Source organism: Streptomyces sp. AC1-42W (genome assembly GCF_003248355.1).
Classification (GTDB): Bacteria; Actinomycetota; Actinomycetes; order Streptomycetales; family Streptomycetaceae; genus Streptomyces.
This window is the reverse complement of record NZ_QKWY01000002.1, coordinates 392,488-417,117: the sequence shown is the minus strand read 5'-3', so window position 1 is coordinate 417,117 and position 24,630 is coordinate 392,488. Positions and strand designations below refer to the sequence as shown.

Below are 24,630 nucleotides of genomic sequence, written 5' to 3'. Positions count from 1 at the left end.
CCATCACCGACCGCTACGCTCGCTGCGTGACCCACTCCGTGCGCCGTATCGGCCGAACTCTCGCTTTCGTACTGCCCGTCGTCATGGTCCTGTCCGGGACCCTCGCGGTCACCGCCGTGCCGTGGGCAGCCAGCAACTCCGACTCGCAGCTCCTCGCCGCGTCGGCCCGCTCCGTCTCCGACGCCGACGCCGCCGCCAAGCCGCGCGCCCCGCAGGACGTCCTGCGCGACCGGCTCGTCCAGGAGCTGCGGGCCAAGGACCCCGGCGTCGCCCTGACGCACCTCCAGCGCGCCGTCGAGGGCCGCCCCTCGCTCGCCAAGCACTGCATGTCCATCGCGAAGACCCTCGGCAAGGCCGCCGTCGACAAGTACGGCCCGACCCGGGCGCACCGCTTCTCGCGCCCCGTCTGCGACACCTCGTTCGCCTCGGGCGTCGCCCAGTTCAGCTGACCGGAGCGACCCGAAGTTCCGCTCACCGAAGCGACTCATCACGCTGCCGGGCACGACATATCGTGCCTGGCATGCATACGTTTCCGACGCAGGCCGTGATCCTGGCGGGTGGCCAGGGGTCACGGCTGCGCCCGTACACCGACGACCGCCCCAAGCCGATGGTCGAGATCCCCGGTACGGGGACTCCGATCATCGGCCATCAGCTGTCCTGGCTCGCCGCCGAGGGCGTCACCGACGCCGTGGTGTCGTGCGGGCATCTCGCCGAGGTGCTCCAGGAGTGGCTGGCCGACGCGGTGCTGCCGCTGCGCGTGACGACGGTGGTGGAGCCGGAGCCGCTGGGACGCGGCGGCGGCCTGAAGTACGCCGCCGCGCACCTGCCGCAGCCGGACGAGCCCTGGTACGCGACGAACGGCGACATCTGGACCCGGTTCTCGCTGCGCGAGATGGCGGCCTTCCACGCGGAGCGCGACGCCACCGCGACCCTGGCGCTGGCGCGGCCGCGGATTCCATGGGGCGCGGTCGAGACCGACGCCTTCGGCCACATCACGGACTTCATCGAGGCACCGCCGTCGCCGTACCTGATCAACGCGGGCGTGTACGTGTTCTCCCCCGCGTTCACCTCGCTGCTGCCGGACCGGGGCGACCACGAGCGGACGACGTTCCCCCGGCTGGCCCGCGAACGCCGGCTGGCCGGCTACCCGCTGCCGCACGGCGCGTACTGGCGGGCCATCGACACCGCGAAGGACCTGACGGAGGCCGCCAAGGAGCTGGAGGGCCGGTAGCGGCGGCGCACAGGACAGCCGTGGGACGACCCGCAGTACGGGGAAGAGGGGCGGGCCCGGAGGAAGTCCTCCGGGCCCGCCCCTCTTCCCTCGCGGGCGCTCGCGCTCAGCCCAGGAGGCCGCCGATCGGGTTGCGGCCGCTCGAAGTGCCGTCCGTACCGCCGGAGGTGGAGCCCGGGTCGGGCTCGGAGCCGCCGGTGGTGGAGCCGCCGCCGGTGCCGGTGGTCCCGGAGGAGCTGGGGCCGGTGCTGGTGGCGGGGGGCTGCTGGGGGGTGGTCTGCTGCGGGGGCTGCTGGCCGGTGCCCTGGGTCTGGCTGGGCTGTCCGGTGCTCGCGCCCGCGGTCTGGCCGCCCGTCTCCCGGACCGTCTCCGACGCCGGGGCGGAGGCTTCGGCGGCCGGGGTGGAGGGCGCGGTGCTGTGGACGGGGGTCGGCCGGTCGTCGCTCGGGCTCTTGGACGGCTTGTCGTCGCGGGACTTCTCCGGGAGCGGGGAGCCGGGGAGCCGGTTGGTGGGAACGCCGTGCGGGCCGGGGACCGTGACGACACCGGAGGAGCGGACGGCGCCGCCGAGGACGGAACCGATCAGCAGCGTGAGGCCGACGACGATGCTCGCGACGACGGCGCCCCGGCGCAGCACACGGCGGCGCAGGTCCCAGATCTCCGAGCGCGGGCCGAGCTTGCGCCAGGCCTCCCCCGCGAGCCGCCCGTCCAGCGAGTAGACGGGGGCGCCCGCGATGATCAGCGGGCTCCAGGCGGCCAGGTAGATGATGTCCGGCGCGTCGTACGCGGCGACGCTGCGCCAGCTGACGGTGACCAGGAGGGCGGCGGACAGCAGAGCGCCGACGATGGCGGCGACGCGCTGCCAGAGCCCCAGGACGGTGAGGACACCGACGACGACCTGGAGGAAGGCGATGGAGAGCCCCGCGCCCACCGGGTGGGAGAGGGCGAAGTCGCGCAGGGGTTCGGCGAGGGCCCACGGGTGGAGCGAGTTGAGCCACTTCACCATGGAGCCGCGTTCGCCGCCGTCGAAGTAGACGGGGTCGCAGAGCTTGCCCATGCCCGCGTAGATGGAGATGAAACCGAGGAAGACCCGCATGGGCAGGAGGACGACGCCGAGGTTCATCCGGCGGCCGGGGTAGTACGCGTGCCGCACGTCGTCGGTGCCGCCCTGGCGCCTGCCGCGCGCGTCGTCGTCCCCGTCGCCGAGGTCGTCGTCGTACGGTTCGTGACGGTCGGGGTCGTACGGGCCGGAGTCCACGGCGTCGTAGGCGCCGACCGCCCGGCGCATCGGGGGCAGCAGCGGCCCGCCGGAGCGGGGTGCGCCGATGACGGGGTTCGGCTGGGTCTCCTCCAGGGAGGACTCGTCGAGGCGCGGGATGACCTGCGTGCCGGCACCGCCGCGCTCGCCGCCGAACTCGTAGGGCGCGTACGGCTCGTAGGGGTCGTACGCGCTGTCCGGGCGGCCGTTGGTGGAGTTGCGTACGGCCTGGAGCAGCCCGGTCGCACCGGGGTCGCCGGGGGCGGACTTGCCGCTCCAGACGACGGGGGCGCGCCGGCCGCGTCCGGCTCCGGGGGCGCTCATGGCGGGAATCCTGGGCGCGCCTGCGGGGGTCACACCGCGCAGCCGTGCGCGCTGGCCGGGGGCGAGCTGCACCCGGAAGCTGGCGTGGTTGACGATGACCTGCGCAGGGTCGCAGTCCACCTTGGTCATGCTCAGGGCGGGTAGTTCGTCGAACCGAGGCGTTCTGGTGTCCACACTCATCTAACCGAGTGATGTGTGATTAGGACACTGCCTTGACGGCGCCGAAGTGTCCGCGACCCGTCAACAGGTGGTGGGCGTGGTGCGCGGGGGCGCGCAGGTGTGCGCGCACGCCCCCGCGGACCGCGCCGGGCCGGTCAGGCGCGGCGGCGGGCGACCTCGTACATGACGATGCCGGCGGCGACACCGGCGTTGAGGGACTCGGCTCCGCCCGGCATGTTGATGCGGACGCGGTAGTCGCAGGTCTCGCCGACGAGGCGGCCCAGGCCCTTGCCCTCGCTGCCGATGACGACGACCACGGGACCGCCGAGGGCTTCGAGGTCCTCGACGGTGTGCTCGCCGTCGGCGGCGAGGCCGACGACGGCGATGCCCTCCTTCTTGAAGGCTTCGAGGGCGCGCGTCAGGTTGGTGACCTTGGAGACCGGGGTACGGGCGGCGGTGCCGGCCGAGGACTTCCAGGCTCCGGCGGTCATCCCGGCGGCGCGGCGCTCGGGCACGACGACGCCGTGGCCGCCGAAGGCGGAGACGGAGCGGACGATGGCGCCGAGGTTGCGCGGATCGGTGACGCCGTCGAGGGCGACGATGAGCGGGTCCTCGCCGTTGTCGTGGGCGGCTTCGAGGAGGTCCTGCGGGTCCGCGTACTCGTAGGGCGGGACCTGGAGGACGAGGCCCTGGTGGTTGAGCCCGCCCGTCATGCGGTCGAGTTCGGGGCGGGGGGCTTCCATCAGGTTGATGTTGCCGCGCTCGCCGGCGAGCTGGAGGGCCTCGCGGACGCGCTCGTCGTTGTCGATGTACTGCTGGACGTAGAGCGTGGTGGCGGGGACGCCGTCGCGCAGGGCCTCGTAGACGGGGTTGCGGCCGACGACCATCTCGGAGGTGCCCTTGACGCCGCCGCGCCGGGGGACGGGGCGGCGGTTGGCGGCGTGCTTGGCCTGGGCGTTGGCGACGCGGTTCTTCTTGTGCCCCTTGCGGGCGGCGGCGGGCGGGGTGGGGCCCTTGCCCTCCAGGCCCCGGCGTCGCTGGCCACCGCTGCCGACCTGCGCGCCCTTCTTGTTGGACGTGCGGCGGTTCCTGCGCTGGCTGTTCCCGGCCATGACCTACCTGTTTCGTTGCTTCGTCGTGCGTACGTATAAGTGCAGTGTGCCGCCCGGCGGACCGGGCGGCATGCGGAGGAGCTACTGGCGCGGGCCGAGTGTCCACCGGGGGCCGGACGGGCTGTCCTCGATGACGAGTCCGGACTGGTTGAGCTGGTCGCGGATGGCGTCGGCGGCGGGCCAGTCCTTGCGGGCGCGGGCCGACTGGCGCTGGTCGAGGACGAGTCGGACGAGGGTGTCCACGACGCCGTGGAGGTCGTCGCCGCGGTCGTTGTCCACGGCCCAGTGGTCATCGAGCGGGTCGAGGCCGAGGACGCCGAGCATGGCGCGGACCTCGGCGAGGCGCTCGACGGCGGCTTCCTTGTCGTCGGCGGCGAGGGCGGAGTTGCCCTGGCGGACCGTGGTGTGGATGATCGCCAGGGCCTGCGGGACGCCGAGGTCGTCGTCCATCGCCTCGGCGAAGGCCGGCGGCACCTCGGGGGCGGCGGCGACGGTCTCGCCGGCCTTCTCGGTGACCCGCTGGATGAAGCCCTCGATGCGGGCGAACGCGGACTCGGCCTCACGCAGGGCCTCTTCGCTGTACTCGATCATCGACCGGTAGTGCGGGGTGCCGAGGTAGTAGCGCAGGACGATGGGGCGCCAGTGCTTGACCATCTCGCTGACGAGGACGGAGTTGCCGAGGGACTTCGACATCTTCTCGCCGGACATCGTGACCCAGGCGTTGTGCACCCAGTACGTCGCGAACGCGTCGCCGAACGCCTTGGCCTGGGCGATCTCGTTCTCGTGGTGCGGGAAGATCAGGTCGAGGCCGCCGCCGTGGATGTCGAAGGCGGTGCCGAGGTACTTGTGGGCCATGGCGGAGCACTCCAGGTGCCAGCCGGGGCGGCCGCGGCCCCAGGGCGTCTCCCAGCTGGGCTCGCCGGGCCTGGACGCCTTCCACATGGCGAAGTCGCGCTGGTCGCGCTTGCCGGTCTCGCCCTCGCCGGAGGGCTGGCGCAGATCGTCCAGCTCCTGGTTGGACAGCTCCAGATAGCCGGGGAACGAGCGGACGTCGAAGTAGACGTTGCCGTCCGCCGCGTAGGCGTGGCCACGCTCGATGAGGCCCCGCATCATCTCGATCATCTCGGGCACGTGCCCGGTGGCGCGGGGCTCGTAGGTGGGCGGCAGGCAGCCGAGGGCGTCGTAGCCGTCGTTGAACGCCCGCTCGTTCTCGTAGCCGATGGACCACCAGGGGCGGCCCTGCTCGGCGGACTTCGTGATGATCTTGTCGTCGATGTCGGTGACGTTCCGGACGAACGTCACGTCGTAGCCGCGGTACGCGAACCAGCGGCGCATGATGTCGAAGTTCAGTCCGGACCTGATGTGCCCGATGTGCGGGGCGGCCTGGACGGTCGCGCCGCAGAGGTAGATCGAGACGCAACCCGTGGTGAGCGGGACGAAATCACGGATCTGCCGGGCGCTGGTGTCGTACAGGCGAATAGTCACCCCTCAAGGGTAGTGGGCCCGCACCAGTGCCCGGCGCCCCTGTGGATATTGCGATCACAGTTGTTACTCGGCGCGGCCGGGCCCGCTCACGGCACGCGCCGGCCGGTCCGGCCCCGCACGGCCGCGGCCGTGAGAACGGTCAGGACGCCGAGCACGGCGAGGGCCGCGGCGGGGGCGAGTACGGCCCAGGGCGCGCGTTCGGCGTAGGGCAGGTTCTCCGAGAGCATGCGGCCCCACTCCGGCGAGGGCGGCGCGGCGCCGAGGCCGAGGAAGCCGAGCGACGCGAGGGCCAGCGCGAGCGCGGGCACGCGCAGGGCGGCGTGCCGGGCCACGGGCGGCAGGACGCCGGGCAGGAGGTGGCGGCGCAGCAGATGGAGCCGGCCCGCGCCGAGCGCGCGGGCGGCGGCGAGGTGGGGCGCGGCGCGCTCCTGGGCGCAGAGGGCGCTGGTGTGGGCGGCGAGCGGGGCCCAGGCGACGGCGGTGACGGCGATCGCCGCGCTCCACGGGCCGGGTCCGGCGATCCCCGCGACGACGAGGCCGGTGAGGATCGCGGGCAGGGCGTTGGCGGTCTCGGTGAGCGCGGTGGCGCGTACGGCTCCGAGGACGAGGCCGATGACGAGGGTGGCGGCGGCGACGGCCAGGGCGGTCACCACCGTGCGGGCGGCTCCGTGGCCGAGGCGGGCGAGGACGTCGCGCCCGAGGGAGTCGGTGCCGAGGGGGTGCCCGGAGGTGGGGGCGGCGAGGCGGGCGGCGGCGTCGATGTGGAGCGGGTCGCGCAGGAGTCCGGCGAGGACGGTGGCGGCGAAGAGGGCGGCGAGCAGGACGGCGCAGACGCGGAGGGACCGGCCGGCGCGGGCGGCGGGCGGGACCAGGGCGGGGAGGGCGCGGTCGTCCAGCGCGGGGCCGAGGAGGGCGCGGGTGGCCAGGCGGGCGGCGAGCCCGGCGGCGGCGCCGAGGAGCAGCAGGACGAGGACGCAGGCCCGGAGGGCGGGCAGGTCCTGGGCGGCTGCGGCGGCCAGGGCGGTGGAGCCGAGGCCGGGGATGGCGTAGAGGGTCTCCACGGCGACGGCCCCGCCGGTGAGCCCGACGACGGTCAGCCCGATCTGCGGCAGCAGGCCGGGCAGGGTGCGGCGCAGCGCGTGGCGCGCGGTGCGATGGGCGGGCAGGCCGTGTGCGGTGGCGGCGCGGGCCCAGGGTTCGGCGAAGGCGGCGGGCAGCGCGTCGTCCAGGAGCCGGCCGATGAGGGCGCCCGCCGGGATGCCCATGGCGAGCGCGGGCAGCACGGCGTGCCGGGGCGTGCCCCAGCCGAGCGCGGGGAGCCGGCCGAGCTGGACGGCGACGACCGCGGCGAGCACGGCGGCGATGAGGAACTCGGGGAGCGCGGCGAGCACGGCGGCCGCGGTGCCGGCGCGGGCGGGGGCGGTGCGGCGGCGCGCTCCCCGGCGCAGGGTGCGGGCGGCGAGGGCGGCCGCGGTGAGGAGGGCTGCGGTGAGCGAGACGCCCATCAGGGCGAGGGAGACGCCGAGGGCGGACAGGGTGTCGGCGGTGAGGGGCTGTCCGGAGACCCAGGAGGTGCCGAGGTCGCCGTGCAGGAGTCCGGTGAGCCAGTCGCCGAGGAGGCGGAACGGGTTGCCGTCGAGTCCGGTTTCGGCCCGGATGGCGTCGAGGGTTTCGGCGGTGGGGGCCCGGTCCGCGTAACGGGCGTGCAGGACGGTGCGGGCGGGGTCGGTGTGGGTGAGGCGGGGCAGCAGTCCGATGACGGCGAGGACCGCGAGGAGTGCGGCGCCCCGTCCGGCGAGGTGCTTCACCCCGGTCACCCGACGCGGGTGTCGGCGGTGATGAGGGTGCGTTCCAGAGGGTCGAGGGCGACGCCGCGCACGCGGGAGTCGTCGTACCCCTGGACGAAGCGTTCGTGGACGAGCGGGACGAGGGCGTCGGTGCCGAGGACGCGGGCCTCGGCGGTCGCGACGGCGCGACGGCGGGCGTCGGCCGACGCGGTGGCGGCGGCCTCGGCGACGGCGGCGTCGACGTGCTCGTCGCACAGCTGGGAGATGTTGAAGCTGCCGTCGCAGGTGAAGTCGGACGCCAGGTAGGAGACGGGGTCGGCGGTGTCCAGGAGGGTGTTGCGGGCCTGGATGAACGCGTCGTACTCGCCGGCGAGCGCGTCGGCCTCCATCTGGGCGTAGTCGCGGACGACCTGCTTGACGGTGAAGCCGCGCTTCCGGAGCTGTTCCTGGACGACGGTGGCGGCCTCGGGGAGTTCGGGCCGGTTGGTGTAGGTGGCGAGGACGATCTCCCCGGCCGCGGCGACCCGCGCCCTGTCGGCGGCGTCCGCCCGTCCGGTGGGGGCCTTGCGCACGGTGTCGGCCCAGGGGACGCCGGGGCCGAGGAGCCCCTGTCCGGCGTCGGCGCGGCCCTCGTAGACGGCCTTGACGAGGGCCGGGGAGTCGATGGCCTCGCGGGCGGCGGCGCGCATCGCCGGGTCGGCGAAGACGCCGCGCCGGGTGTTGAGGGAGAGGCCGTTGGTGCGGGCGGAGGAGAAGGAGTGGGCGAGCCCGTCGCCGAGCAGGGAGACCTGGGAGACCGGTATGTACTCGGCGACGTCGACGGTCCCGGTGCGCAGGGCGTTGGCGCGGGCGGTGCCGTCGGCGACGAAGGTGACGTCGGCGCCGGGGGCCTCGGCCTTGCCGCCCCAGTAGGCGTCGTTGCGTTCCAGGGTGGCGCTGACGGCGCCCTTGACGGCGGTGAGGGTGAAGGGTCCGGTGGCGTGTCCGGCGGGGTTCACCTTGCCGTCCGCGTAGGCGGCCCCGGACAGGATGGCGAGGGAGGGGTTGGCGAGGCGCTGGGGCAGCAGCGGGTCGGCCTCGTCGGTGACGATCCGTACGGTGTCGGCGCCCCGTGCCGTGGCGGTGACGCCGGTGTCGGACAGGACGCGGGGGCCGGGCGACGCCTTGTCGGCGGCGTTCAGCGAGCGGGCGACCGCGGCGGCGTCCACGGCGGTTCCGTCCTGGAAGGTCGCCTTGCGCAGGGTGAAGGTCCAGGTCGTGGGGTTGTCGCGCTTCCAGGATGTGGCCAGCGCGGGTGTAGCCGCGCCCTCGCGGTTCAGGGCGGTGAGGCCCTCGATGACGGCGAGGCGGCTCAGGGTGACGGCGTCGTCCCCGTAGGGGGACATGGCCTGGGCGGGCGGGAAGGCCATGACGACCCGGAGGCGTTGCCCGTCGCCGGACGCGCCGCCTGCGTCGGAGCCGCTCGAACAGGCGGTGGCGAGCGGGACGAGGAGGGCGGTCGCGGACAGGATCAGCGGCAGCGCGGAGCGACGACGGCGGGGGGTGGGCATGGCGACGACCTTATATGAAAATCATTGTCATTTACTCGGCGGGGTGCGACCCGTTCACGACTCCGAGGGGTCCCCGGCCCGTGGCAGCGGCAGCTCGAAGTGGACGATGCCCTGGCCGCCGCCCGGCAGCGCGCGCTCGTCGCACACCTCCCGCGCGAGGGACCGCCAGAACGGCTCGGCGCCCGGCACGGCCGGGTCGGTGTGCAGATAGACCGCCTCGTAGCCACCGGCCCGCGCCACGAAGGCGCACAGCTCGCGCACCATGCGGCGGGCCAGGCCGTGCCTGCGGTGCTCCGGCCGCACATAGATCCGGCACAGCTGCGCCGTGGTGCCGGACGGGAAGCGGTCGGCGACCCACTGCGGATTGGGCGGCGCCTGCGGCCCCCGGTCGCGCACGGCGCCGGTGGCGACGATCTCGCCCGCGTACTCGGCCACCAGCAGCGTGCAGCGGGCCGGCCGCAGATAGGCGGCCTCCGGATCGATGATGTCGGCGTGCCAGCGCGGCACGTAACCGGAGCGCAGATCGCGGTAGACGGTGTCGAGCATCACGGCCCGCGCCCCGCCGATGTCCGCCGGCCCCGCGGTGCGCAGGACGTACTCCCCGGCACCGGCCCGCACCGCCGCGGTTCCCATGGCAGTCGTCATCCCGCAGTCCCACCGATCCTCGCCCGCCACATCATTGCCGTACCAGCGTACGTGCGAAGGATGTGCAACAAGGACGGGGCCCGCGACACCGGGACGGGCGGGTCAGCCGACCGGCCCGTCCCGGCCGCGTCAGCCGGTGCGGTACACCAGGGCGGTCGCGATCCCCGCGATGCCCTCGCCCCGCCCGGTGAAACCGAGCCCGTCCGACGTGGCGGCGGACAGCGAGACGGGGGCCCCGACCGCGTCCGAGAGCACCCGCTGCGCCTCGTCGCGCCGCTTGCCGATCTTCGGGCGTACGCCGACGACCTGGACGGCCACGTTGCCGATCTCGAAGCCCGCCGCCCGGACGATGCGGGCGGCCTCGGTGAGCAGGGTGACGCCCGCGGCGCCGGACCACTCCGGGCGCCCGGTGCCGAAGTGCTGCCCGAGATCACCGAGGCCGGCGGCGGAGAAGAGGGCGTTGCACGCGGCGTGCGCGACGACGTCCGCGTCCGAGTGGCCGGCGAGCCCGGGGCCCTCGCCGTCCCAGCGCAGCCCGGCGCACCAGAGCTCGCGGCCCTCCTCGAAGGCGTGGATGTCGGTGCCGATGCCGACGAGCGGAATCACGGGCGCGGGGGCCGCAGCGGGTGCGGGGCTCCGGTCGGGCGCGGGGGCCTTGTCGGGTGCGGGGGTCTCAGAAGCCATCGTTCGCCCTCCTGCGTGCGAGAACCGCCTCGGCCAGGACGAGGTCCAGCGGCCGGGTCACCTTGAACGCCTCTTCGTGTCCGGGCACGACGACGACCGGCTCGCCGAGCTGTTCGACCATGCCGGCGTCGTCGGTCGCGCCCTCGCCGTCCACGGCGACCTGCTCATGGGCACGCAGCAGGGTCGCGCGGTCGAAGCCCTGCGGGGTCTGCACGGCCCGGAGCCGGGCGCGGACCGGGGTGGCGAGGACCGGCTCGGGCGCGCCGGGGGCGCCGGGCTCGACCTCCTTGACGGTGTCGGCGAGCGGCAGGGCGGGAACGACGGCCGGGGCGCCGTCGCGGACGGCCTCGATGACCGCGTCCACGGTGTCCACGGGGACGAGCGGGCGGGCCGCGTCGTGGACGAGGACGGTGGAAACGGTGTCGGGGAGGGCGTCGAGGCCCCGCTTCACGGATTCCTGGCGGGTGTCGCCGCCGGGCACGACGAGGAAGTCGGTGCGCTCGGGCAGCGCGTGCTCGTCGAGGAGGTGGCGGACCTCGGCCGCGCCCGCCGGCGGGGCGACGACGACGACGAGGGACACGTGCCGCGAGGCGGCCATGGCCCGAACGGCATGGATGAGCATGGGCGTACCGCCGAGCGCCCGGAGCGCTTTGGGGGCGCCCGGTCCGAGCCGTACGCCGCGGCCGGCCGCGGGAATCACGGCGGCCGTGCGGGAAGGTCGCGGTTGTTCAGACATCGGTTGCACTCCGAGGCTTCGGCATGTTTGTGTCCACGGCCGACGTGGGTATGGCCAGAAGCGAGCCGGGGCGCTGCGCCATGACTCGACCGGGACCCTTTCCGTGACCCCGGGCGGGCCGGGGCACGCCGTGGCCGCTCGGAGCCGGTTCCGCACGCCGGGTCCAGCAAGATCGCGAGCAACGTACCAAGGTCGTGCACCGGGACGCCGGGCACGGGCGGATGGCTGGAATTCGCCGTTGGATTGCGGTCCGGACATGCCGCAGCGCCCGACGACACACTCCCTGTACAGGGGTGGTCAGCGGGCACCGCGGCATATTCTCTACGGCCGGTGCGATCCGGTGGTCGTCACGACGACCGGTGCCGTCCGGTTCAGGATGCGAGAACCTCGTCGAGGAGGGCCTCGGCCTTGTCCTCGTTGGTGTTCTCCGCGAGGGCGAGTTCGCTCACCAGGATCTGGCGGGCCTTGGCGAGCATGCGCTTCTCACCTGCGGAGAGTCCGCGCTCACGCTCGCGGCGCCACAGGTCGCGCACCACTTCGGCGACCTTGATGACATCGCCGGACGCGAGCTTCTCGAGATTTGCCTTGTAGCGCCGGGACCAGTTCGTCGGCTCCTCGGCATACGGTGCGCGCAGCACCTCGAAGACGCGGTCCAGCCCTTCCTGCCCGACTACGTCGCGCACGCCCACGAACTCCGCATTGTCCGCCGGCACACGCACCGTCAAGTCGCCCTGAGCGACCTTGAGCACCAAGTAGGTCTTGTCCACGCCTTTGATCTGGCGAGTTTCGATAGCCTCGATCAGCGCGGCCCCGTGATGGGGATAGACCACGGTGTCGCCAACCTTGAACGTCATGTGACAGGTACCCCTTCCGTGGCTATCAAGCGTAACACGAGAATCGCAACTCCTGAATGGCGTTTTCGCAGGTCAGGGCATATCTCGGGGCTTGACAACTGCGACACGGACGTGCTGCGGAGAGCCTCCGGAAGACGGTATTCGCAGGTCGGAGCCGTAGTACGGGGACAGGGAAACGCGGACCCTACACGCACTCCGACGCACGCCGAAGGGGGCGAAAGTCCCGTTTTGTCGGGTTCCGGTTACCGAGCTTTCCGTAGTCCGTTCGGCACTGGATCACTCGTTCGGGCGTAACTGCCGATGGCCAATGAAATTGATCAACGTACGGCCGCGCCGGGGATTATGCGCAAGGAATGCGCCACCGTCCGTGAACAGCCACGGAGCCCGCGGTGAACGCCGGGCCGGAATTTGATCACGCGCGTTTTGTGAAGAGACCGCGAATGCCCGAACACGACCGGGGCCCGGGATCGCCGTCGCGTCAGGGGCGGGTCGGGTGCGAAGCGGCGAGGAGGGCTCGGTAACCTGGCGGCTGACAGACTCTTAGGGCGGCTTTACACCACGCGCCCGACCCGTCCGTAACCGTCCGCTCGTTCAAGGAGTTGCCGCCGCCGTGAGCCGCAGCCTTCGACACGGCGCTCTCGCCGCCACTGCCATCGCGTTCTCGATCACCGCGCTCTCCGCGTGCGCCGCGGGCAACAACGCGGCGACGCTCGGAGTCCGGCCGGACAACGCGTCCACCCAGTCCGGCGCGATCAAGGTCCAGAACGTCAACGTCATCACCCAGGCCGAGGCCGGCGCCCAGGGCCCCGCGGCCGTCACCGCCACGGTCTTCAACGCCGGCCCCAAGGCCGAGACCCTCGAATCCATCACCCTGACCGGTGGCAGCGGCTCGGTGCGGCTGCACGCCGCCGAGGGCTCCGGCCCGGTCGTCGTCCCGGCCGGTGGCCGGGTCATCCTCGGCGGCCGGGGCAACGCCTCCGCCGTCATCGAGAACGGCGACGAGGCCCCGAAGAACGGCGACGTCCAGCCCCTGGTCTTCAACTTCAGCGAGACGGGCGAGGTTTCCCTCGGCGCCTCCGTCGTCCCGTCGTCCGGCTACTTCAAGGACTTCGGCCCCAGCGCGCTGCCCGAGCCCCCGCAGGCGCCGGAGGCTTCGCCGTCCGCCTCCGCGACCGGCTCCGCCGCTCCCGACGCCTCCACCACCCCGTCCGGCGAGTCCTCGGCGAGCTGAGGCGTGTTCTGAAAGTCCCGCCCGCACCACGCATAACGGCTGAGGCGCCTTCCCCACCGGGGGAGGCGCCTCAGCCGTATACCGGCCCGCGGTTTACGGCTCGAACTTGTAGCCCAGGCCGCGCACCGTCACCAGGAACCTCGGCGCGCCCGGGTCGGGCTCGATCTTGGCGCGCAGCCGCTTCACATGGACGTCGAGGGTCTTGGTGTCGCCGACGTAGTCCGCGCCCCAGACCCGGTCGATGAGCTGCATGCGGGTCAGCACCCGGCCCGCGTTGCGCAGCAGCATCTCCAGCAGGTCGAACTCCTTGAGCGGCAGGTCGACCTTGCCGCCGGAGACCGTGACGACGTGCCGGTCCACGTCCATCCGGACCGGGCCCGCCTCCAGGGCGGCGGGCGCGACCTCCTCGGGCTCGCCCCGGCGGCGCAGCACGGCACGGATGCGGGCGACCAGCTCGCGCGAGGAGAAGGGCTTGGTGACGTAGTCGTCGGCCCCTATCTCCAGGCCGACGACCTTGTCGATCTCACTGTCCTTCGCGGTGACCATGATCACCGGCACGTTGGACCGGCTGCGCAGCTGGCGGCAGACCTCGGTGCCGGGGAGCCCGGGAAGCATCAGGTCGAGCAGGACGAGGTCGGCGCCGTTGCGCTCGAACTCGTCCAGGCCGTCGGGCCCGGTGGCCGCGATGGCGACCTCGAAGCCCTCCTTGCGGAGCATGTAGGACAGGACGTCGCTGAAGGATTCCTCATCCTCGACGACAAGCACTCGGGTCACGGAAGAGCCTCCGGGGAAGAAAGCGGTTCGAAGGGATCGGGGGCGGCGTCCGGGTGGGACGCCTCGTCGCCGTTGACGATGAGCGGGCCGCCCGATGCGCGGTCCCGGCCGCGTGCGGAGCCCGCTTCGGGCAGCCGCAGGGTGAAGGTGGAGCCCTGTCCTTCGGAGCTCCATACGGTGACCTCCCCGCCGTGCGAGGCGGCCACGTGTTTGACGATGGCCAGGCCGAGACCCGTACCACCGGTGGCGCGTGAGCGGGCGGGATCGACGCGGTAGAAGCGTTCGAAGACCCGTTCCCGGTCCTTCTCGGAGATGCCGATGCCCTGGTCGGTCACGGCGATCTCGATCTCGTCCCCGCCGGGGACGACCACGCGGCGGGCTGCGATGCCGACGCGGGTACGGGCGGGGCTGTAGTTGACGGCGTTCTCGACGAGATTGCCGAGGGCGGCGGCGAGCTGGCCGCGGTTCCCCCATATCCGCAGGTCGGCGGTGCCGCCGGCGGCCATGGTGATCTGTTTGGTGCCGGCCTGCTGGCGGCAGCGGTCGATGGCCTCGGCCACCAGCTCGTCCACCCGGACCGGCTCGGCGTCCTCCAGCGGGTCGTCGTTCTGCACCCGCGAGAGGTCGATCAGCTCCTGGACGAGGTTGGTGAGCCGGGTCGCCTCGATCTGCATGCGGCGGGCGAAGTGCTCCACCGCCTCCTGGTCGTCGGAGGCGTCGAGCACGGCCTCCGAGAGCAGCGACAGGGCGCCCGTCGGCGTCTTGAGCTCATGGCTGACGTTGGCGACGAAATCGCGCCGGACCGCCTCGATGCGCCGGGCCTCGGTGAGGTCCTCGACCAGCAGCAGCACCAGCCGGGAACCCAGCGGGGCGACCCGCGCGGAGACCGCCAGGGCCTCGCCCCGGCCCGTGCCCCGGCGCGGGAGGTCCAGTTCGACCTGGCGTATCTCGCCGTCCCGCCGGGTGTCCCGCGCCATGTTGAGCATCGGTTCCACGGCGAGCCGGCCGCCCCGGACCAGCCCCAGCGCGTACGCGGCGGAGCTGGCCTTGACCACCCCGTCGCCCTCGTCCAGCACGACCGCCGAGGAGCTGAGCACGGACAGGACCGTGTCGACGCCGGGGGGCAGGGGCGTGTTGCTGTCGGGCCGCAGGGAGGTGCGCGTCGGCTTCTTCTGGTCGCGCTCGCTCCAGCGGAACGCCAGCATGGCGATCACGCCGGTACCGACACCGGCGATCGCGGCAGCTGCGGCGACCGCCGCGTTCACGTCCATGTGTCCAGGTTATGCGGCTTCTCGGACACTCTCCCAGCCGTCCTGTGGCCTCCTCGGCCACTCGTCGCCCAGAGTTCACCGAGGGGCAAGAGACGGTTCACTTGGCCGGTCGGAATCCGACGCGTACGCCCGTCACGGTGATTGCCGTGGGGTTCGGAGCCGGTCGTCGGCGGCCCCCGGCCTCGGTCAAGGACTGGAGAGGGACACCCATGCGTGACGCATACCACGAGGAACTCGACTCGATCGGCGAGGGCCTGGTCGAGATGGCCCGGCTCGTCGGGTCGGCGATAGGCAGGGCGACGACGTCGATGCTCGACGCCGATCTCAAGCTCGCGGAGTCGGTGATCGCCGCCGACCAGAAGGTGGACGACCTCCAGCACGAGCTGGAGGCCCGTGCGATCGCCCTGCTGGCGCGCCAGCAGCCGGTGGCGACCGATCTGCGGATCGTGGTGACGTCGCTGCGGATGAGCGCCGACCTGGAGCGCTCGGGCGACCTCGCCCAGCACGTCGCCAAGCTGGCCCGGCTGCGGTTCCCGCAGACCACGGTCCCGCACGACCTGCACGCCACCATCCTGGAGATGGGCCAGCTCGCGCAGCGCCTGATGGCGAAGGCGGCCGAGGTGATCATCACCAAGGACGTCGACCTGGCGCTCCAGCTGGAGCAGGACGACGACGAGATGGACCTGCTGCACCGCACGCTGTTCCAGCACCTGATGGACGACCGCTGGAAGCACGGCATCGAGACGGCCGTCGACGTGACGCTGCTCGGCCGCTACTACGAGCGGTTCGCCGACCACGCGGTGTCGGTGGCCAAGCGCGTCGTCTACCTGGTGACCGGCGAGCACGCGGACGAGATCCAGCAGCCGGCCCCGGTGGAGGGCTCGTAGGCGTACGGAGGTGTGGGGCGCCCTCGGCGCGGGAAGGGCGGGGCGCGGAGAGCCGCGGCGCACGCCCGCGCGCACGGCTCGTACAGACGTTCCTGCGCAAGTGCGCCGTTGATGCGCCCGTACGGGTGGGCATGGAATGGGGTGGGGCGGCACGACGTGTCCGTACGCCCCGGTCGCGCGTCCCGCGTGGGCCTGCGGCCCGACGTACGCCTTGAGGAGGAACCATGGCCGATTCCCCCATGACCGAATCCGAGCAGGAGGCCCCTGTCGAGGTGGTGCACCTGACCGTTCTGGGCGCCTGCGGCTGCGGATCGGGCTGCGGGTGCGGCTGCCAGTCCGGTGCGCCGTGCCAGTGCGGGGGCTGCTCGGGCTGAGCCCCGGACCGTACGGGTCACGAGGGCGATGCCTCCGCCTTCGTGACCCGTACCCCGGGCTCCGGCGCGGGCACCTCGGGCACGGTCTCCTGCGGGCCGCTGGTCCCCGTCGCGGGCAGCCCGCGCATGAGCAGCCAGTACCCGGCGGCGGCGACGGTGCCCAGGACGGCGCAGGTCGCCCACAGCCAGCCGGCGCCGAAGTGGTCGATGACCACACCGGACATCAGGGGCGCGATCAACGCGGCGGCCGACCAGGACAGGGTGTACATCCCCTGGTAGCGGCCCCGGCCGTGCGCGGGCGACAACTGGACGATCAGGCCGTTCTGCACGGGCGCGTTGATGATCTCGGCGACGGTCCACACGCAGATGGTCAGCGCGTACACGCCGACCGAGCCGGCGAAGGCGGTCAGCCCGAACCCGTACCCCGCGAGCAGCGAGGAGGCGACCAGCAGCCGACGCGGATCGCGGCTCTGGATGAACCGCGTGACGGGGATCTGGAGCACGACGATGAGGACGCCGTTGACGGCGATCGCCGTGCCGAAGTCGGAGCTGCTGAGCCCGTCCGTGCCCATCGCCACCGGCAGGCCCACGTAGCCCTGCTGGAAGATGAGCGCGATCACGAACGACAGGCCGACGACGCCCATGAACCGGCCGTCGCGCAGCACGGTGGACAGCCGTACGCCGTCGTCCGCCGCTGTCCCGCCGGCCGCGGGAGCGCCGGAGTGCTCCGGCCGGGACTCGGGCACCTTCAGGAAGACGACGATCGCGCAGACCAGCGTCATGGCGGCCTCGCCGACGAAGCCCGCGAGGTAGCTGTACTCGGCGATGAACCCGGCGCCGGCGGAGGAGACCGCGAAGCCGAGGTTGATGGCCCAGTAGTTGAGCGAGAAGGCCCGCACCCGGTCCTCGGCGGGCACGATGTCGGCGATCATCGCCTGGACCGCCGGGCGGGACGCGTTGCTCGCCATGCCGACGAGGAAGGCTACCCCGGCGATGGCCACCGGATGCGTCATGAAGCCGAGCACGGCGACGGACGCGGCGGTGGCGAGCTGGGCGACCAGCATGGTGGGCCGGCGCCCGAACCGGTCCGTCATCACCCCGGCCCCGAGCGAGGACACGACCCCGCCGAGCCCGTGCAGGGCGGCGACGAGACCGGCGTACGAGGCGGAGTAGCCGCGGTCCAGGGTCAGATAGAGCGCCATGAAGGTGGCGACGAACGCCCCGAGGCGGTTGACCAGGGTGCTGGTCCACAGCCACCAGAACTCCCGGGGGAGGCCGGAGACCGTCTCCCGGGTGGCCCGGGCGGCCCGTCCGAGACCGGTGGCAGACATACGGGTTCCCCCCGGGGACGCACGAAGGACGGAGCCGGGGCGTAAGCGGCCCATCGGCGCTCCGAACATTACGAACCCGAAAGGTTCCCCGGCCACTCGATTGACGGCCGCCGTCAAACGTCGCGGGCCGTCCCGCTCCCCTGTCCGCCCTGTGACCGGTCGCGCGCCGCCGGGACGGGTTCGATTACGCTCGGACTCATGGCCGACGCACCGTACAAGCTGATCCTCCTCCGCCACGGCGAGAGCGAATGGAACGCGAAGAACCTGTTCACCGGTTGGGTGGACGTCAACCTCACCGAGAAGGGCGAGAAGGAGGCGGTCCGCGGCGGTGAGCTGCTGAAGGACGCCGGTCTGCTCCCCGATGTGCTGCACACCTCGCTCCAGAAGCGCGCCATCCGCACCGCCCAGCTCGCCCTGGAGGCCGCGGACCGCCACTGGATTCCCGTACACCGCTCCTGGCGTCTGAACGAGCGCCACTACGGCGCCCTCCAGGGCAAGGACAAGGCCCAGACGCTCGCCGAGTTCGGCGAGGAGCAGTTCATGCTCTGGCGCCGCTCGTACGACACCCCGCCGCCCGCCCTGGAGGACGGCACCGAGTTCTCGCAGAGCGGCGACGCGCGCTACGCGACGATCCCGCCGGAGCTGCGCCCGCGCACGGAGTGCCTCAAGGACGTCGTCACGCGCATGCTGCCGTACTGGTACGACGGCATCGTCCCGGACCTCCTGACCGGCCGCACGGTCCTGGTCGCCGCCCATGGCAACAGCCTCCGCGCCCTGGTCAAGCACCTCGACGGCATCTCCGACGCCGACATCGCGGGCCTGAACATCCCCACGGGCATCCCGCTCTCCTACGAGCTCGACGCCGAGTTCCGCCCCCTGAACCCGGGCGGCACCTACCTCGACGCGGACGCCGCCAAGGCCGCCATCGAAGCCGTGAAGAACCAGGGCAAGAAGTAACAACCCGCCCGGAGAAGCCCCCCGTTCGCGGAGCGATCCGCGAACGGGGGGCTCTTCGCTGCCCGGACCCCGGGTCCGTGTGACGCCGCTCACCCCTCGCCGTACGCTGTGCGGCATGCGGGGAAGAGTGGGAGGGCGGACATGGGTGAGCCTTTGAAGACCTTTGTCGGGGGTGCCGAGGTCGAGGTGCCCAACAGCATTCCGGCCATCCGGGACGCGTTGCCCGAGGGGCGGCGGGCGGAGTTCGACCGGGCCATCAACGAGGCCGGGGTGCACGAGATCCAGGCCGTGATGCGGCACTGGATGCTGGAGGCCGTCCCCGATCCGGAGGCCGAGCGGATTCTGGACCGGCTGGCGCGGGACGAGGCCGAGAGGCGGAGCGTCGCTTGAGCTTCCGGATCTCCTTCGCACCGCCCGCCGACGACACCCTGGCGAAGATGCGGGACGGTGACGCCTTCCGGGACCGGATGGCGGCGACCCTGGGGGCCGAGCCGTACGGGCACGGCTCGACCGCCGTCAAGGGGGAGCACGACCGCCGTGAGGCGACGGTCGCCGGGGCGATCGTGCTCTACTACGTCTCCGGGTCGGTCCTGACCGTCACCGTCGTACGGCTCGTCCCGCTGCCCTGAGCGCGCGTCAGGCGAGCTTCTTCGCCTGGGCGTCGACGACCGCGGTCGGCAGGTCGAAGTCCTTGCCGGTGCCCGCGGCCGCGAGGTTCATGGCGCTGAACGAGGCCAGCGTGCTGCCCTGGCGCAGCGCGACGAGCTTGAGCGCCATGTTCCCGTCGTCCGCCTTGATCGTCACGGTCCAGGCGCCGGCCTCCTCGCCGCCCTCGACCTGCTCCTCCTGGATCTTGGTGACCTTCTGCTTGTCACCGGCGGCGGTGATCGTGAAGCCGCCCGCGCAGTCGGTCGCGGCCGTGCGCAGGGAGGCCAGCGCCTCCTCGGCGCCCTTGCCCTCGTAGGAGGCGAGCGTGGTCATGGTCGTCGTGATGTCGAAGGCGGCGCCGAACGCCTCGTCGAGGTCCTCGCTGTCCTTGGCGGCGTCCGCCTTCGGCTCGCTGATCACCTTGCGCTGCGTGGAGGCGGCGGGCGAACCGGCCTTGGCGCCCATCAGCAGGTCGGCGAGGACGTCGCAGGACTCCTTGTCCGCAGTGACGTCCTTGGCGTCGATCTTGTCGACCGCGCCGGCCTTCGTGACCTTGTGGCCCTTGACGTCACCCTGCTCGAGCGAGACCTTCTCCAGCTCGGCGGCGGACAGCACCTTCGCGGCGGGCTGGTCCGCGCCCTTGTCGGCGGCCTTCTCCGAAGGCTGGGCCGACGAACCGGCCGCCTTGCCGCTGTCCTTGTCGTCGCTGTCCGAACCGCAGGCGGCGGTGAACAGGGCGAGGGACATCACGGTGGCGGCAACGGCGGTACGGCGTATGGCAGTGGGTCGCATGGACCGTCCTTCTGTCTCAAGGTGTTTCGCCCGCACGTGAGCAGCCGTACCGGGTTCGGCGCGGCCTGAAATGGGGGGTGTTCGTGGGGTGAGCCAACTCTATGAGGCCGCTGTGGTTTGGCAATCCTTTACCTTGGGCATTGCAGCTGATCGTGACGTCGTCGTGATCAGTTCGCGCCCATTGCCAAGGCGAAACGGTCTTACCGGCCGTACGGGGTGACGCGCGGTCAGCCGGCGGGGCGCTGTGTGAGGTGGGCGAACGCGTCCAGATTGCGGGTGGATTCACCGCGCGAGACCCGCCAGGCGTACTCCTTGCGGATCGCGGTCGCGAAGCCGATTTCCAGCAGCGAGTTGAACGCGCCGTCCGCCGCCTCCAGGACGGAGCCGAGCAGCCGGTCCACCTCGTCGGGCGTCACCACGGAGAGCGGCAGCTTGCCGGTGAGGTAGATGTCCCCGAGCCGGTCGATCGCGTAACCGACGCCGAACAGGCGCAGATTGCGCTCCAGCAGCCAGCGGTGCACCGCCGCGTCGTTCTCGTCGGGGTGGCGGATGACGAAGGCGTTGAGGGAGAGGCTGTGCGCGCCGACGATCAGCGAGCAGGTGGTGGCGAGCTTGCGGGTACCGGGGAGCTGGACGACGTAGTTGCCGGGGGCGGGGCTCTCCCAGTCGAGCCCGGCATCCGCGAACACCGCTTCGAGGACCTGCGCGGCGCGGACGCCCTCGTCGTCTGCCGGTACGGGTGCGTCAGCCATGTTTCGAGCGTACGTCAGCCGGTGAGGCCGCGCGGTCGGGGGCGGGTGCGGTGAGGGTTACGGGAGGCGGGTGCGGGTACGCCTGCGGTGGCCCTGGACCGCCGCCGTGTACACCTCGGCCGTACCGGCCGCCGCCGTGTCCCAGCCGAACCGCTGCGCGTGCTCCGCCGCCGCCTCGCCCATCCGGGCGACCAGCTCCGGCGCCGCCGCGAACCGCTCCAGCGCCCGCGCGTACGCCGCCGGCTCGTGCCCCGGTATCAGGAAGCCGCTCACCCCGTCGCGCACGGCCACCGGAAGGCCGCCCACCGCCGCCGCGACGACCGGCGTGCCGGCCGCCTGGGCCTCGACGGCGACCAGGCCGAAGGACTCGCTGTACGAGGGCATGACCAGCACGGACGCGGCCCGGAACCAGTCGGCGAGCTGGTCCTGCCCGACCGGCGGGTGGAACCGTACGACGTCCGCGATGCCCAGCCGGGCCGCGAGCTTCTGCAGCCCCTCCGGCTTGGCGAGACCGCTGCCGCTGGGGCCGCCGACGACGGGCACCACGACGCGGGAGCGCAGCGCGGGGTTGCGGTCGAGCAGCACGGCGACGGCGCGCAGCAGCACGTCCGGGGCCTTCAGCGGCTGTATGCGGCCCGCGAAGAGCGGGATCAGGGCGTCCTGCGGAAGGCCGAGGCGGGCGCGGGCGGCGGCGCGGCCGTCGGCCGGGCGGAAGCGGTCGAGGTTGACGCCGGGGTGGACCACGGCGACGGAGCGCGGGTCGGCGTCGTAGAAGCGGACGAGTTCGTCGGCCTCCTCGGCGGTGTTCGCGATGAGCCGGTCGGCGGCGTCGACGATCTGGGTCTCGCCGATGACGCGGGCGGCGGGCTCGGGGGTGTCGCCCTCGGCGAGCGCGGCGTTCTTGACCTTCGCCATGGTGTGCATGGCGTGGACGAGGGGTACGCCCCAGCGCTGCGCGGCGAGCCAGCCGACGTGTCCGGAGAGCCAGTAGTGGGAATGCACGAGGTCGTAGTAGCCGGGGCGCTGACCGGCCCACGCCTGCATCACGCCGTGCGTGAAGGCGCAGAGCTGGGCGGGCAGCTCCTCCTTGGCCAGTCCCTCGTACGGCCCCGCGTCCACGTGCCGGACGAGGACGCCGGGCGCCAGTTCCACGGCGGCGGGCAGCCCGCCGGTGGTGGAGCGGGTGAAGATCTCGACCTCGATGTTGATCGCGGCGAGCCGCCTGGCCAGCTCCACGATGTACACGTTCATGCCGCCGGCGTCGCCCGTGCCCGGCTGGTGCAGCGGGGAGGTGTGCACGGACAGCATCGCGATGCGGCGCGGCCTGCGATGGCCTGCGGCGAAGGAGCCGGCGAGTCCTGCGGGGAACCTGCGACGCGGTGCGCCACGGCTGGTGCCGAGCCGAGAGACGTACTGGGTCACGTCGTCCGTCCTCCTCGCTGGGCCCCGGTACCGGCACGGTTCACGGCATGGCACCGAAGGGCGCACGATCCCTTCGAAGGTGGCGAACAGCGGCGGCCGCCCTTTTCATTTCCACTTTGCCGAATCGTTACGGCAGAAAGCTGGCGCGTCGCCCGATCATCGCCCGACCGCCCGGCGACCGCATCCGCCCGGATCGTTACGCTCGGTGTCATGCGCCCGATCGGCACCGCGACGCGCGGGACCACCAATCCGAACCGGCTGCGCCGCATGGACCGCTGGATCGCCGCCACGCACGGCCCCGCCCTGCGCCGCGCCGACGCCCCCGTCGCCGTCGACCTCGGTTACGGGGCGGCGCCCTGGACCGCCGTCGAGCTGCTGGCCCGTCTGCGCACCGCCGAGCCGCGCACGGAGGTGGTCGGCATCGAGATCTCCCCGGACCGGGTGGCCGCCGCGCAGCCGTACGCGCGCGAGGGCCTGGCCTTCCTGCACGGCGGCTTCGAGATTCCGCTGCCCCGCCGGCCGGTGCTGATCCGGGCGGCGAATGTGCTGCGCCAGTACGACGAGGGCGAGGTGGCCGCCGTCTGGCAGCGGCTGTGCGGCCGGCTGGCGCCGGACGGGCTGCTGGTGGAGGGCACCTGCGACGAGATCGGTCGCCGGCATGTGTGGGTGGCGCTCGGGCCCGGGGGTCCGCGCACGGTGACCTTCGCGACCCGGCTCGGCTCGCTGGACCGGCCGTCCGATCTCGCCGAACGGCTGCCGAAGGCGCTCATCCACCGCAATGTGCCGGGCGAGCGGGTGCACGCGTTCCTGCGCGACTTCGACCGGGCGTGGGCGGCGGCCGCGCCGTACGCGTCACTGGGGGCCCGGCAGCGCTGGATCACGGCGGTGCGGTCGCTCTCGGCCGACTGGCCGCTGACGGACGGGGTACGGCGCTGGCGCCAGGGCGAGGTGACGGTGGAGTGGGCGGCGCTGGAGCCCAGGGGGGCGTGAGAGGCGCGTTCACGGGTCGCCGCGGTGCGCCGTTTCGCGCCGGGATTCACCCATGAGGTGGGAACGGCGGACGGCGATCGTTCGTCGGAGTCAGTGGGCACCGGAATCGCGGGGGCGGCGGGGAGCGACGGACGGGGTGTGCGGGTGCCCTACGGCCGGGGTGTATCGGCCTCTGTTGCTTTTCGGTGCGGCGTGGCACGATCGCGCCAGCGCTACATGTTACTGGCGGTTAATCAGATCATTTGGGAACAGCTCGACCGGTTGGGAACCGCTCGGAGGGGGAGCTCGTGTACCGACGCCACTGTGGAGCCGCCGCGATCACTCTGGTGTGCGCGCTGGCGGTCCTCGCCTCGCCGGTCCAGGCATTCGCCGCCCCGGCACTGCCGGGGCCGGCCGATCCGCCCGTGCCCTCCGCGACACCGGCGTCGCCCGGCGGGAAGAGCCTCGAAGAGGTGCGCCTGGAGATCGACGAGCTGTACCGCCGGGCGGGCGCCGCCACGGACGCGTACAACCTCGCCGAGGAGAAGGCCGAGAAGCAGTCGGGCGAACTGGTCGAGCTGGCGCGGTCGATAGTCGAGGGCCGGGAGAAGATCGCCGAGCTCAAGGACCGGGCGGGCGCCCAGGCCCGCGAGCAGTACCGCAACGCCGGACTCCCGCCGGGCGCCCGGCTCATGCTCAGCGGCGACCCGCAGCTGTTCCTCGACGGAATCAACCGCGCCCGCCAGGGCCAGCAGGCCACCAAGGACCTCCTGGGTGAACTGACCAGAACCCAGCAGGACGTGGAGACGTACACCAAGGACGCCGGCACCAACTGGAAGAAGCTGGAAGCCGACCGCGTCAAGCAGGCCAAGGCCAAGAAGAAGATCAACGCGCAGATAGCGGCGGCGAAGAAGCTGGAGTCGCGGCTGGAGAAGGAGGAGCGCGCCCGCCTCCGCACGCTGGAGCGGGAAGCCGCCCAACAGGCGCAGAACGCCTGGCTCGGCTCCGGCGCGCTCAAGGAGATCAACCGCGAGGCGAGCCCGCTCGGCAAGGAGGCCGTGGCCTTCGCCACCGCGCAGATCGGCAAGCCGTACGTGTGGGGCGCCGAGGGCCCCGAGTCGTACGACTGCTCCGGGCTGACGTCCCAGGCGTGGGCGGCGGCGGGCCGCCCCATCCCGCGCACCTCGCAGGAGCAGTGGCGGCTCCTGCCGCACATCGCCATCCGGGACATGCGCCCCGGCGACCTGATCATCTACCACGCCGACGCGACGCACGTCGGCATGTACGTGGGCGACGGCCGGATCGTGCACGCCCCCCGTCCCGGCCGCGACGTCACCCTCGCGGGCGCGGGCTCCATGCGGATACTCGGCGTGGTCCGCCCCGACGCGTAGGAGCCC

25 protein-coding genes are annotated in these 24,630 nt (G+C 72.7%); 10 read left to right on the top strand and 15 right to left on the bottom strand.

What is annotated here, in order from left to right; translation table 11 throughout:
- Nucleotides 1-26 precede the first annotated feature (26 nt).
- Both DNK56_RS19720 and DNK56_RS19715 read left to right on the top strand, forming a co-directional pair.
- Complete coding sequence (locus DNK56_RS19720; RefSeq protein ID WP_111336621.1) at nucleotides 27-449, top strand: hypothetical protein; 423 nt, start codon at nucleotides 27-29, stop codon at nucleotides 447-449.
- Between the two features lie 71 nt (nucleotides 450-520).
- On the top strand, nucleotides 521-1,231 hold the full coding sequence (locus DNK56_RS19715; RefSeq protein ID WP_111336619.1) for a nucleotidyltransferase family protein: 711 nt from the start codon (nucleotides 521-523) through the stop codon (nucleotides 1,229-1,231).
- A 106-nt stretch (nucleotides 1,232-1,337) separates the two neighbouring features.
- Here DNK56_RS19715 and DNK56_RS19710 read toward each other — a convergent pair whose 3' ends face one another.
- From DNK56_RS19710 to DNK56_RS19670, 9 genes are all read right to left on the bottom strand, one after another.
- The gene (locus DNK56_RS19710) at nucleotides 1,338-2,993 is read right to left on the bottom strand and encodes a DoxX family membrane protein (protein ID WP_241990004.1); all 1,656 of its coding nucleotides are present in this window, start codon (nucleotides 2,991-2,993) and stop codon (nucleotides 1,338-1,340) included.
- A 134-nt stretch (nucleotides 2,994-3,127) separates the two neighbouring features.
- The gene (rlmB, locus tag DNK56_RS19705) at nucleotides 3,128-4,084 is read right to left on the bottom strand and encodes a 23S rRNA (guanosine(2251)-2'-O)-methyltransferase RlmB (protein WP_111336615.1); all 957 of its coding nucleotides are present in this window, start codon (nucleotides 4,082-4,084) and stop codon (nucleotides 3,128-3,130) included.
- Between the two features lie 81 nt (nucleotides 4,085-4,165).
- Nucleotides 4,166-5,569 carry a cysteine--tRNA ligase gene (gene cysS / locus DNK56_RS19700; RefSeq protein ID WP_111336613.1) on the bottom strand — a complete coding sequence of 468 codons (1,404 nt, stop codon included), beginning with the start codon at nucleotides 5,567-5,569 and terminating at the stop codon, nucleotides 4,166-4,168.
- A gap of 86 nt (nucleotides 5,570-5,655) precedes the next feature.
- Nucleotides 5,656-7,377: an ABC transporter permease subunit gene (locus tag DNK56_RS19695; RefSeq protein WP_111339403.1), complete on the bottom strand. Its 1,722-nt coding sequence runs from the start codon at nucleotides 7,375-7,377 to the stop codon at nucleotides 5,656-5,658.
- A 5-nt stretch (nucleotides 7,378-7,382) separates the two neighbouring features.
- A complete protein-coding gene (locus tag DNK56_RS19690; RefSeq protein WP_111336611.1) occupies nucleotides 7,383-8,906 on the bottom strand; it encodes an ABC transporter substrate-binding protein in 1,524 nt (507 codons plus the stop codon).
- Between the two features lie 54 nt (nucleotides 8,907-8,960).
- Nucleotides 8,961-9,551 (bottom strand): GNAT family N-acetyltransferase, encoded by a 591-nt coding sequence (locus DNK56_RS19685; RefSeq protein WP_111336609.1) that lies wholly within the window; start codon nucleotides 9,549-9,551, stop codon nucleotides 8,961-8,963.
- Between the two features lie 129 nt (nucleotides 9,552-9,680).
- A complete protein-coding gene (ispF, locus tag DNK56_RS19680; protein ID WP_241990003.1) occupies nucleotides 9,681-10,235 on the bottom strand; it encodes a 2-C-methyl-D-erythritol 2,4-cyclodiphosphate synthase in 555 nt (184 codons plus the stop codon).
- On the bottom strand, nucleotides 10,225-10,971 hold the full coding sequence (gene ispD, locus DNK56_RS19675; protein WP_111336605.1) for a 2-C-methyl-D-erythritol 4-phosphate cytidylyltransferase: 747 nt from the start codon (nucleotides 10,969-10,971) through the stop codon (nucleotides 10,225-10,227). Before ispD ends, ispF begins: the two co-directional genes overlap by 11 nt.
- A gap of 371 nt (nucleotides 10,972-11,342) precedes the next feature.
- Nucleotides 11,343-11,825 (bottom strand): CarD family transcriptional regulator, encoded by a 483-nt coding sequence (locus DNK56_RS19670; protein WP_006380568.1) that lies wholly within the window; start codon nucleotides 11,823-11,825, stop codon nucleotides 11,343-11,345.
- A gap of 610 nt (nucleotides 11,826-12,435) precedes the next feature.
- On the opposite strand from DNK56_RS19670, the gene DNK56_RS19660 reads away from it, so the two are divergent.
- Complete coding sequence (locus DNK56_RS19660) at nucleotides 12,436-13,056, top strand: DUF461 domain-containing protein (protein ID WP_111336603.1); 621 nt, start codon at nucleotides 12,436-12,438, stop codon at nucleotides 13,054-13,056.
- A gap of 93 nt (nucleotides 13,057-13,149) precedes the next feature.
- On the opposite strand, the gene DNK56_RS19655 is transcribed toward DNK56_RS19660, so the two are convergent.
- A complete protein-coding gene (locus DNK56_RS19655) occupies nucleotides 13,150-13,830 on the bottom strand; it encodes a response regulator transcription factor (protein ID WP_018519642.1) in 681 nt (226 codons plus the stop codon).
- Nucleotides 13,827-15,101, bottom strand: coding sequence for a sensor histidine kinase (locus tag DNK56_RS19650; protein WP_111336601.1), 1,275 nt, complete (start codon nucleotides 15,099-15,101; stop codon nucleotides 13,827-13,829). The genes DNK56_RS19655 and DNK56_RS19650 overlap by 4 nt, the downstream gene beginning before the upstream one ends.
- Nucleotides 15,102-15,310: 209 nt before the next feature.
- On the opposite strand from DNK56_RS19650, the gene phoU reads away from it, so the two are divergent.
- Nucleotides 15,311-15,988 (top strand): phosphate signaling complex protein PhoU, encoded by a 678-nt coding sequence (gene phoU / locus DNK56_RS19645; RefSeq protein WP_111336599.1) that lies wholly within the window; start codon nucleotides 15,311-15,313, stop codon nucleotides 15,986-15,988.
- Between the two features lie 224 nt (nucleotides 15,989-16,212).
- Nucleotides 16,213-16,362, top strand: coding sequence for a hypothetical protein (locus tag DNK56_RS35470; RefSeq protein WP_199564815.1), 150 nt, complete (start codon nucleotides 16,213-16,215; stop codon nucleotides 16,360-16,362).
- Between the two features lie 17 nt (nucleotides 16,363-16,379).
- On the opposite strand, the gene DNK56_RS19640 is transcribed toward DNK56_RS35470, so the two are convergent.
- Entirely contained in the window at nucleotides 16,380-17,693 is a 1,314-nt protein-coding gene (locus DNK56_RS19640) for an MDR family MFS transporter (protein ID WP_111336597.1), read from the bottom strand.
- 198 nt (nucleotides 17,694-17,891) lie between these two features.
- On the opposite strand from DNK56_RS19640, the gene DNK56_RS19635 reads away from it, so the two are divergent.
- The 3 genes from DNK56_RS19635 to DNK56_RS19625 all read left to right on the top strand — a co-directional run bounded on the left by DNK56_RS19635 (nucleotide 17,892) and on the right by DNK56_RS19625 (nucleotide 19,279).
- The gene (locus tag DNK56_RS19635) at nucleotides 17,892-18,650 is read left to right on the top strand and encodes a phosphoglyceromutase (protein ID WP_111336595.1); all 759 of its coding nucleotides are present in this window, start codon (nucleotides 17,892-17,894) and stop codon (nucleotides 18,648-18,650) included.
- Between the two features lie 141 nt (nucleotides 18,651-18,791).
- On the top strand, nucleotides 18,792-19,040 hold the full coding sequence (locus tag DNK56_RS19630) for a hypothetical protein (RefSeq protein WP_111336593.1): 249 nt from the start codon (nucleotides 18,792-18,794) through the stop codon (nucleotides 19,038-19,040).
- A complete protein-coding gene (locus DNK56_RS19625; protein ID WP_111336591.1) occupies nucleotides 19,037-19,279 on the top strand; it encodes a hypothetical protein in 243 nt (80 codons plus the stop codon). Before DNK56_RS19630 ends, DNK56_RS19625 begins: the two co-directional genes overlap by 4 nt.
- Before the next feature lie 7 nt (nucleotides 19,280-19,286).
- On the opposite strand, the gene DNK56_RS19620 is transcribed toward DNK56_RS19625, so the two are convergent.
- From DNK56_RS19620 to mshA, 3 genes are all read right to left on the bottom strand, one after another.
- Nucleotides 19,287-20,090: a hypothetical protein gene (locus tag DNK56_RS19620; RefSeq protein WP_111336589.1), complete on the bottom strand. Its 804-nt coding sequence runs from the start codon at nucleotides 20,088-20,090 to the stop codon at nucleotides 19,287-19,289.
- Nucleotides 20,091-20,317: 227 nt separating this feature from the next.
- Complete coding sequence (locus tag DNK56_RS19615; RefSeq protein WP_111336587.1) at nucleotides 20,318-20,842, bottom strand: YbjN domain-containing protein; 525 nt, start codon at nucleotides 20,840-20,842, stop codon at nucleotides 20,318-20,320.
- A 57-nt stretch (nucleotides 20,843-20,899) separates the two neighbouring features.
- Nucleotides 20,900-22,264, bottom strand: a complete 1,365-nt coding sequence (gene mshA, locus DNK56_RS19610; RefSeq protein WP_111336585.1) for a D-inositol-3-phosphate glycosyltransferase — start codon at nucleotides 22,262-22,264, stop codon at nucleotides 20,900-20,902.
- A 210-nt stretch (nucleotides 22,265-22,474) separates the two neighbouring features.
- Here mshA and DNK56_RS19605 point away from each other — a divergent pair, with 210 nt between their 5' ends.
- Both DNK56_RS19605 and DNK56_RS19600 read left to right on the top strand, forming a co-directional pair.
- Nucleotides 22,475-23,254, top strand: coding sequence for a class I SAM-dependent methyltransferase (locus tag DNK56_RS19605; protein ID WP_111336583.1), 780 nt, complete (start codon nucleotides 22,475-22,477; stop codon nucleotides 23,252-23,254).
- A 287-nt stretch (nucleotides 23,255-23,541) separates the two neighbouring features.
- The gene (locus tag DNK56_RS19600; protein ID WP_111336581.1) at nucleotides 23,542-24,624 is read left to right on the top strand and encodes a C40 family peptidase; all 1,083 of its coding nucleotides are present in this window, start codon (nucleotides 23,542-23,544) and stop codon (nucleotides 24,622-24,624) included.
- Nucleotides 24,625-24,630: the final 6 nt, after the last annotated feature.

Excerpts from the sequence above, each read along its gene's own strand:
- DNK56_RS19620 (WP_111336589.1), bottom strand. The coding sequence starts at position 20,090 with ATGCGACCCACTGCCATACGCCGTACCGCCGTTGCCGCCACCGTGATG.
- DNK56_RS19635 (WP_111336595.1), top strand. The coding sequence starts at position 17,892 with ATGGCCGACGCACCGTACAAGCTGATCCTCCTCCGCCACGGCGAGAGC.
- DNK56_RS19605 (WP_111336583.1), top strand. The coding sequence starts at position 22,475 with ATGCGCCCGATCGGCACCGCGACGCGCGGGACCACCAATCCGAACCGG.
- DNK56_RS19670 (WP_006380568.1), bottom strand. The coding sequence starts at position 11,825 with ATGACGTTCAAGGTTGGCGACACCGTGGTCTATCCCCATCACGGGGCC.
- DNK56_RS19630 (WP_111336593.1), top strand. The coding sequence starts at position 18,792 with ATGGGTGAGCCTTTGAAGACCTTTGTCGGGGGTGCCGAGGTCGAGGTG.
- DNK56_RS19685 (WP_111336609.1), bottom strand. The coding sequence starts at position 9,551 with ATGACGACTGCCATGGGAACCGCGGCGGTGCGGGCCGGTGCCGGGGAG.
- ispF (WP_241990003.1), bottom strand. The coding sequence starts at position 10,235 with ATGGCTTCTGAGACCCCCGCACCCGACAAGGCCCCCGCGCCCGACCGG.
- DNK56_RS19640 (WP_111336597.1), bottom strand. The coding sequence starts at position 17,693 with ATGTCTGCCACCGGTCTCGGACGGGCCGCCCGGGCCACCCGGGAGACG.
- rlmB (WP_111336615.1), bottom strand. The coding sequence starts at position 4,084 with ATGGCCGGGAACAGCCAGCGCAGGAACCGCCGCACGTCCAACAAGAAG.
- DNK56_RS19615 (WP_111336587.1), bottom strand. The coding sequence starts at position 20,842 with ATGGCTGACGCACCCGTACCGGCAGACGACGAGGGCGTCCGCGCCGCG.
- DNK56_RS19650 (WP_111336601.1), bottom strand. The coding sequence starts at position 15,101 with ATGGACGTGAACGCGGCGGTCGCCGCAGCTGCCGCGATCGCCGGTGTC.
- phoU (WP_111336599.1), top strand. The coding sequence starts at position 15,311 with ATGCGTGACGCATACCACGAGGAACTCGACTCGATCGGCGAGGGCCTG.
- DNK56_RS19715 (WP_111336619.1), top strand. The coding sequence starts at position 521 with ATGCATACGTTTCCGACGCAGGCCGTGATCCTGGCGGGTGGCCAGGGG.
- DNK56_RS19710 (WP_241990004.1), bottom strand. The coding sequence starts at position 2,993 with ATGAGTGTGGACACCAGAACGCCTCGGTTCGACGAACTACCCGCCCTG.
- ispD (WP_111336605.1), bottom strand. The coding sequence starts at position 10,971 with ATGTCTGAACAACCGCGACCTTCCCGCACGGCCGCCGTGATTCCCGCG.
- DNK56_RS19690 (WP_111336611.1), bottom strand. The coding sequence starts at position 8,906 with ATGCCCACCCCCCGCCGTCGTCGCTCCGCGCTGCCGCTGATCCTGTCC.
- DNK56_RS35470 (WP_199564815.1), top strand. The coding sequence starts at position 16,213 with ATGGCCGATTCCCCCATGACCGAATCCGAGCAGGAGGCCCCTGTCGAG.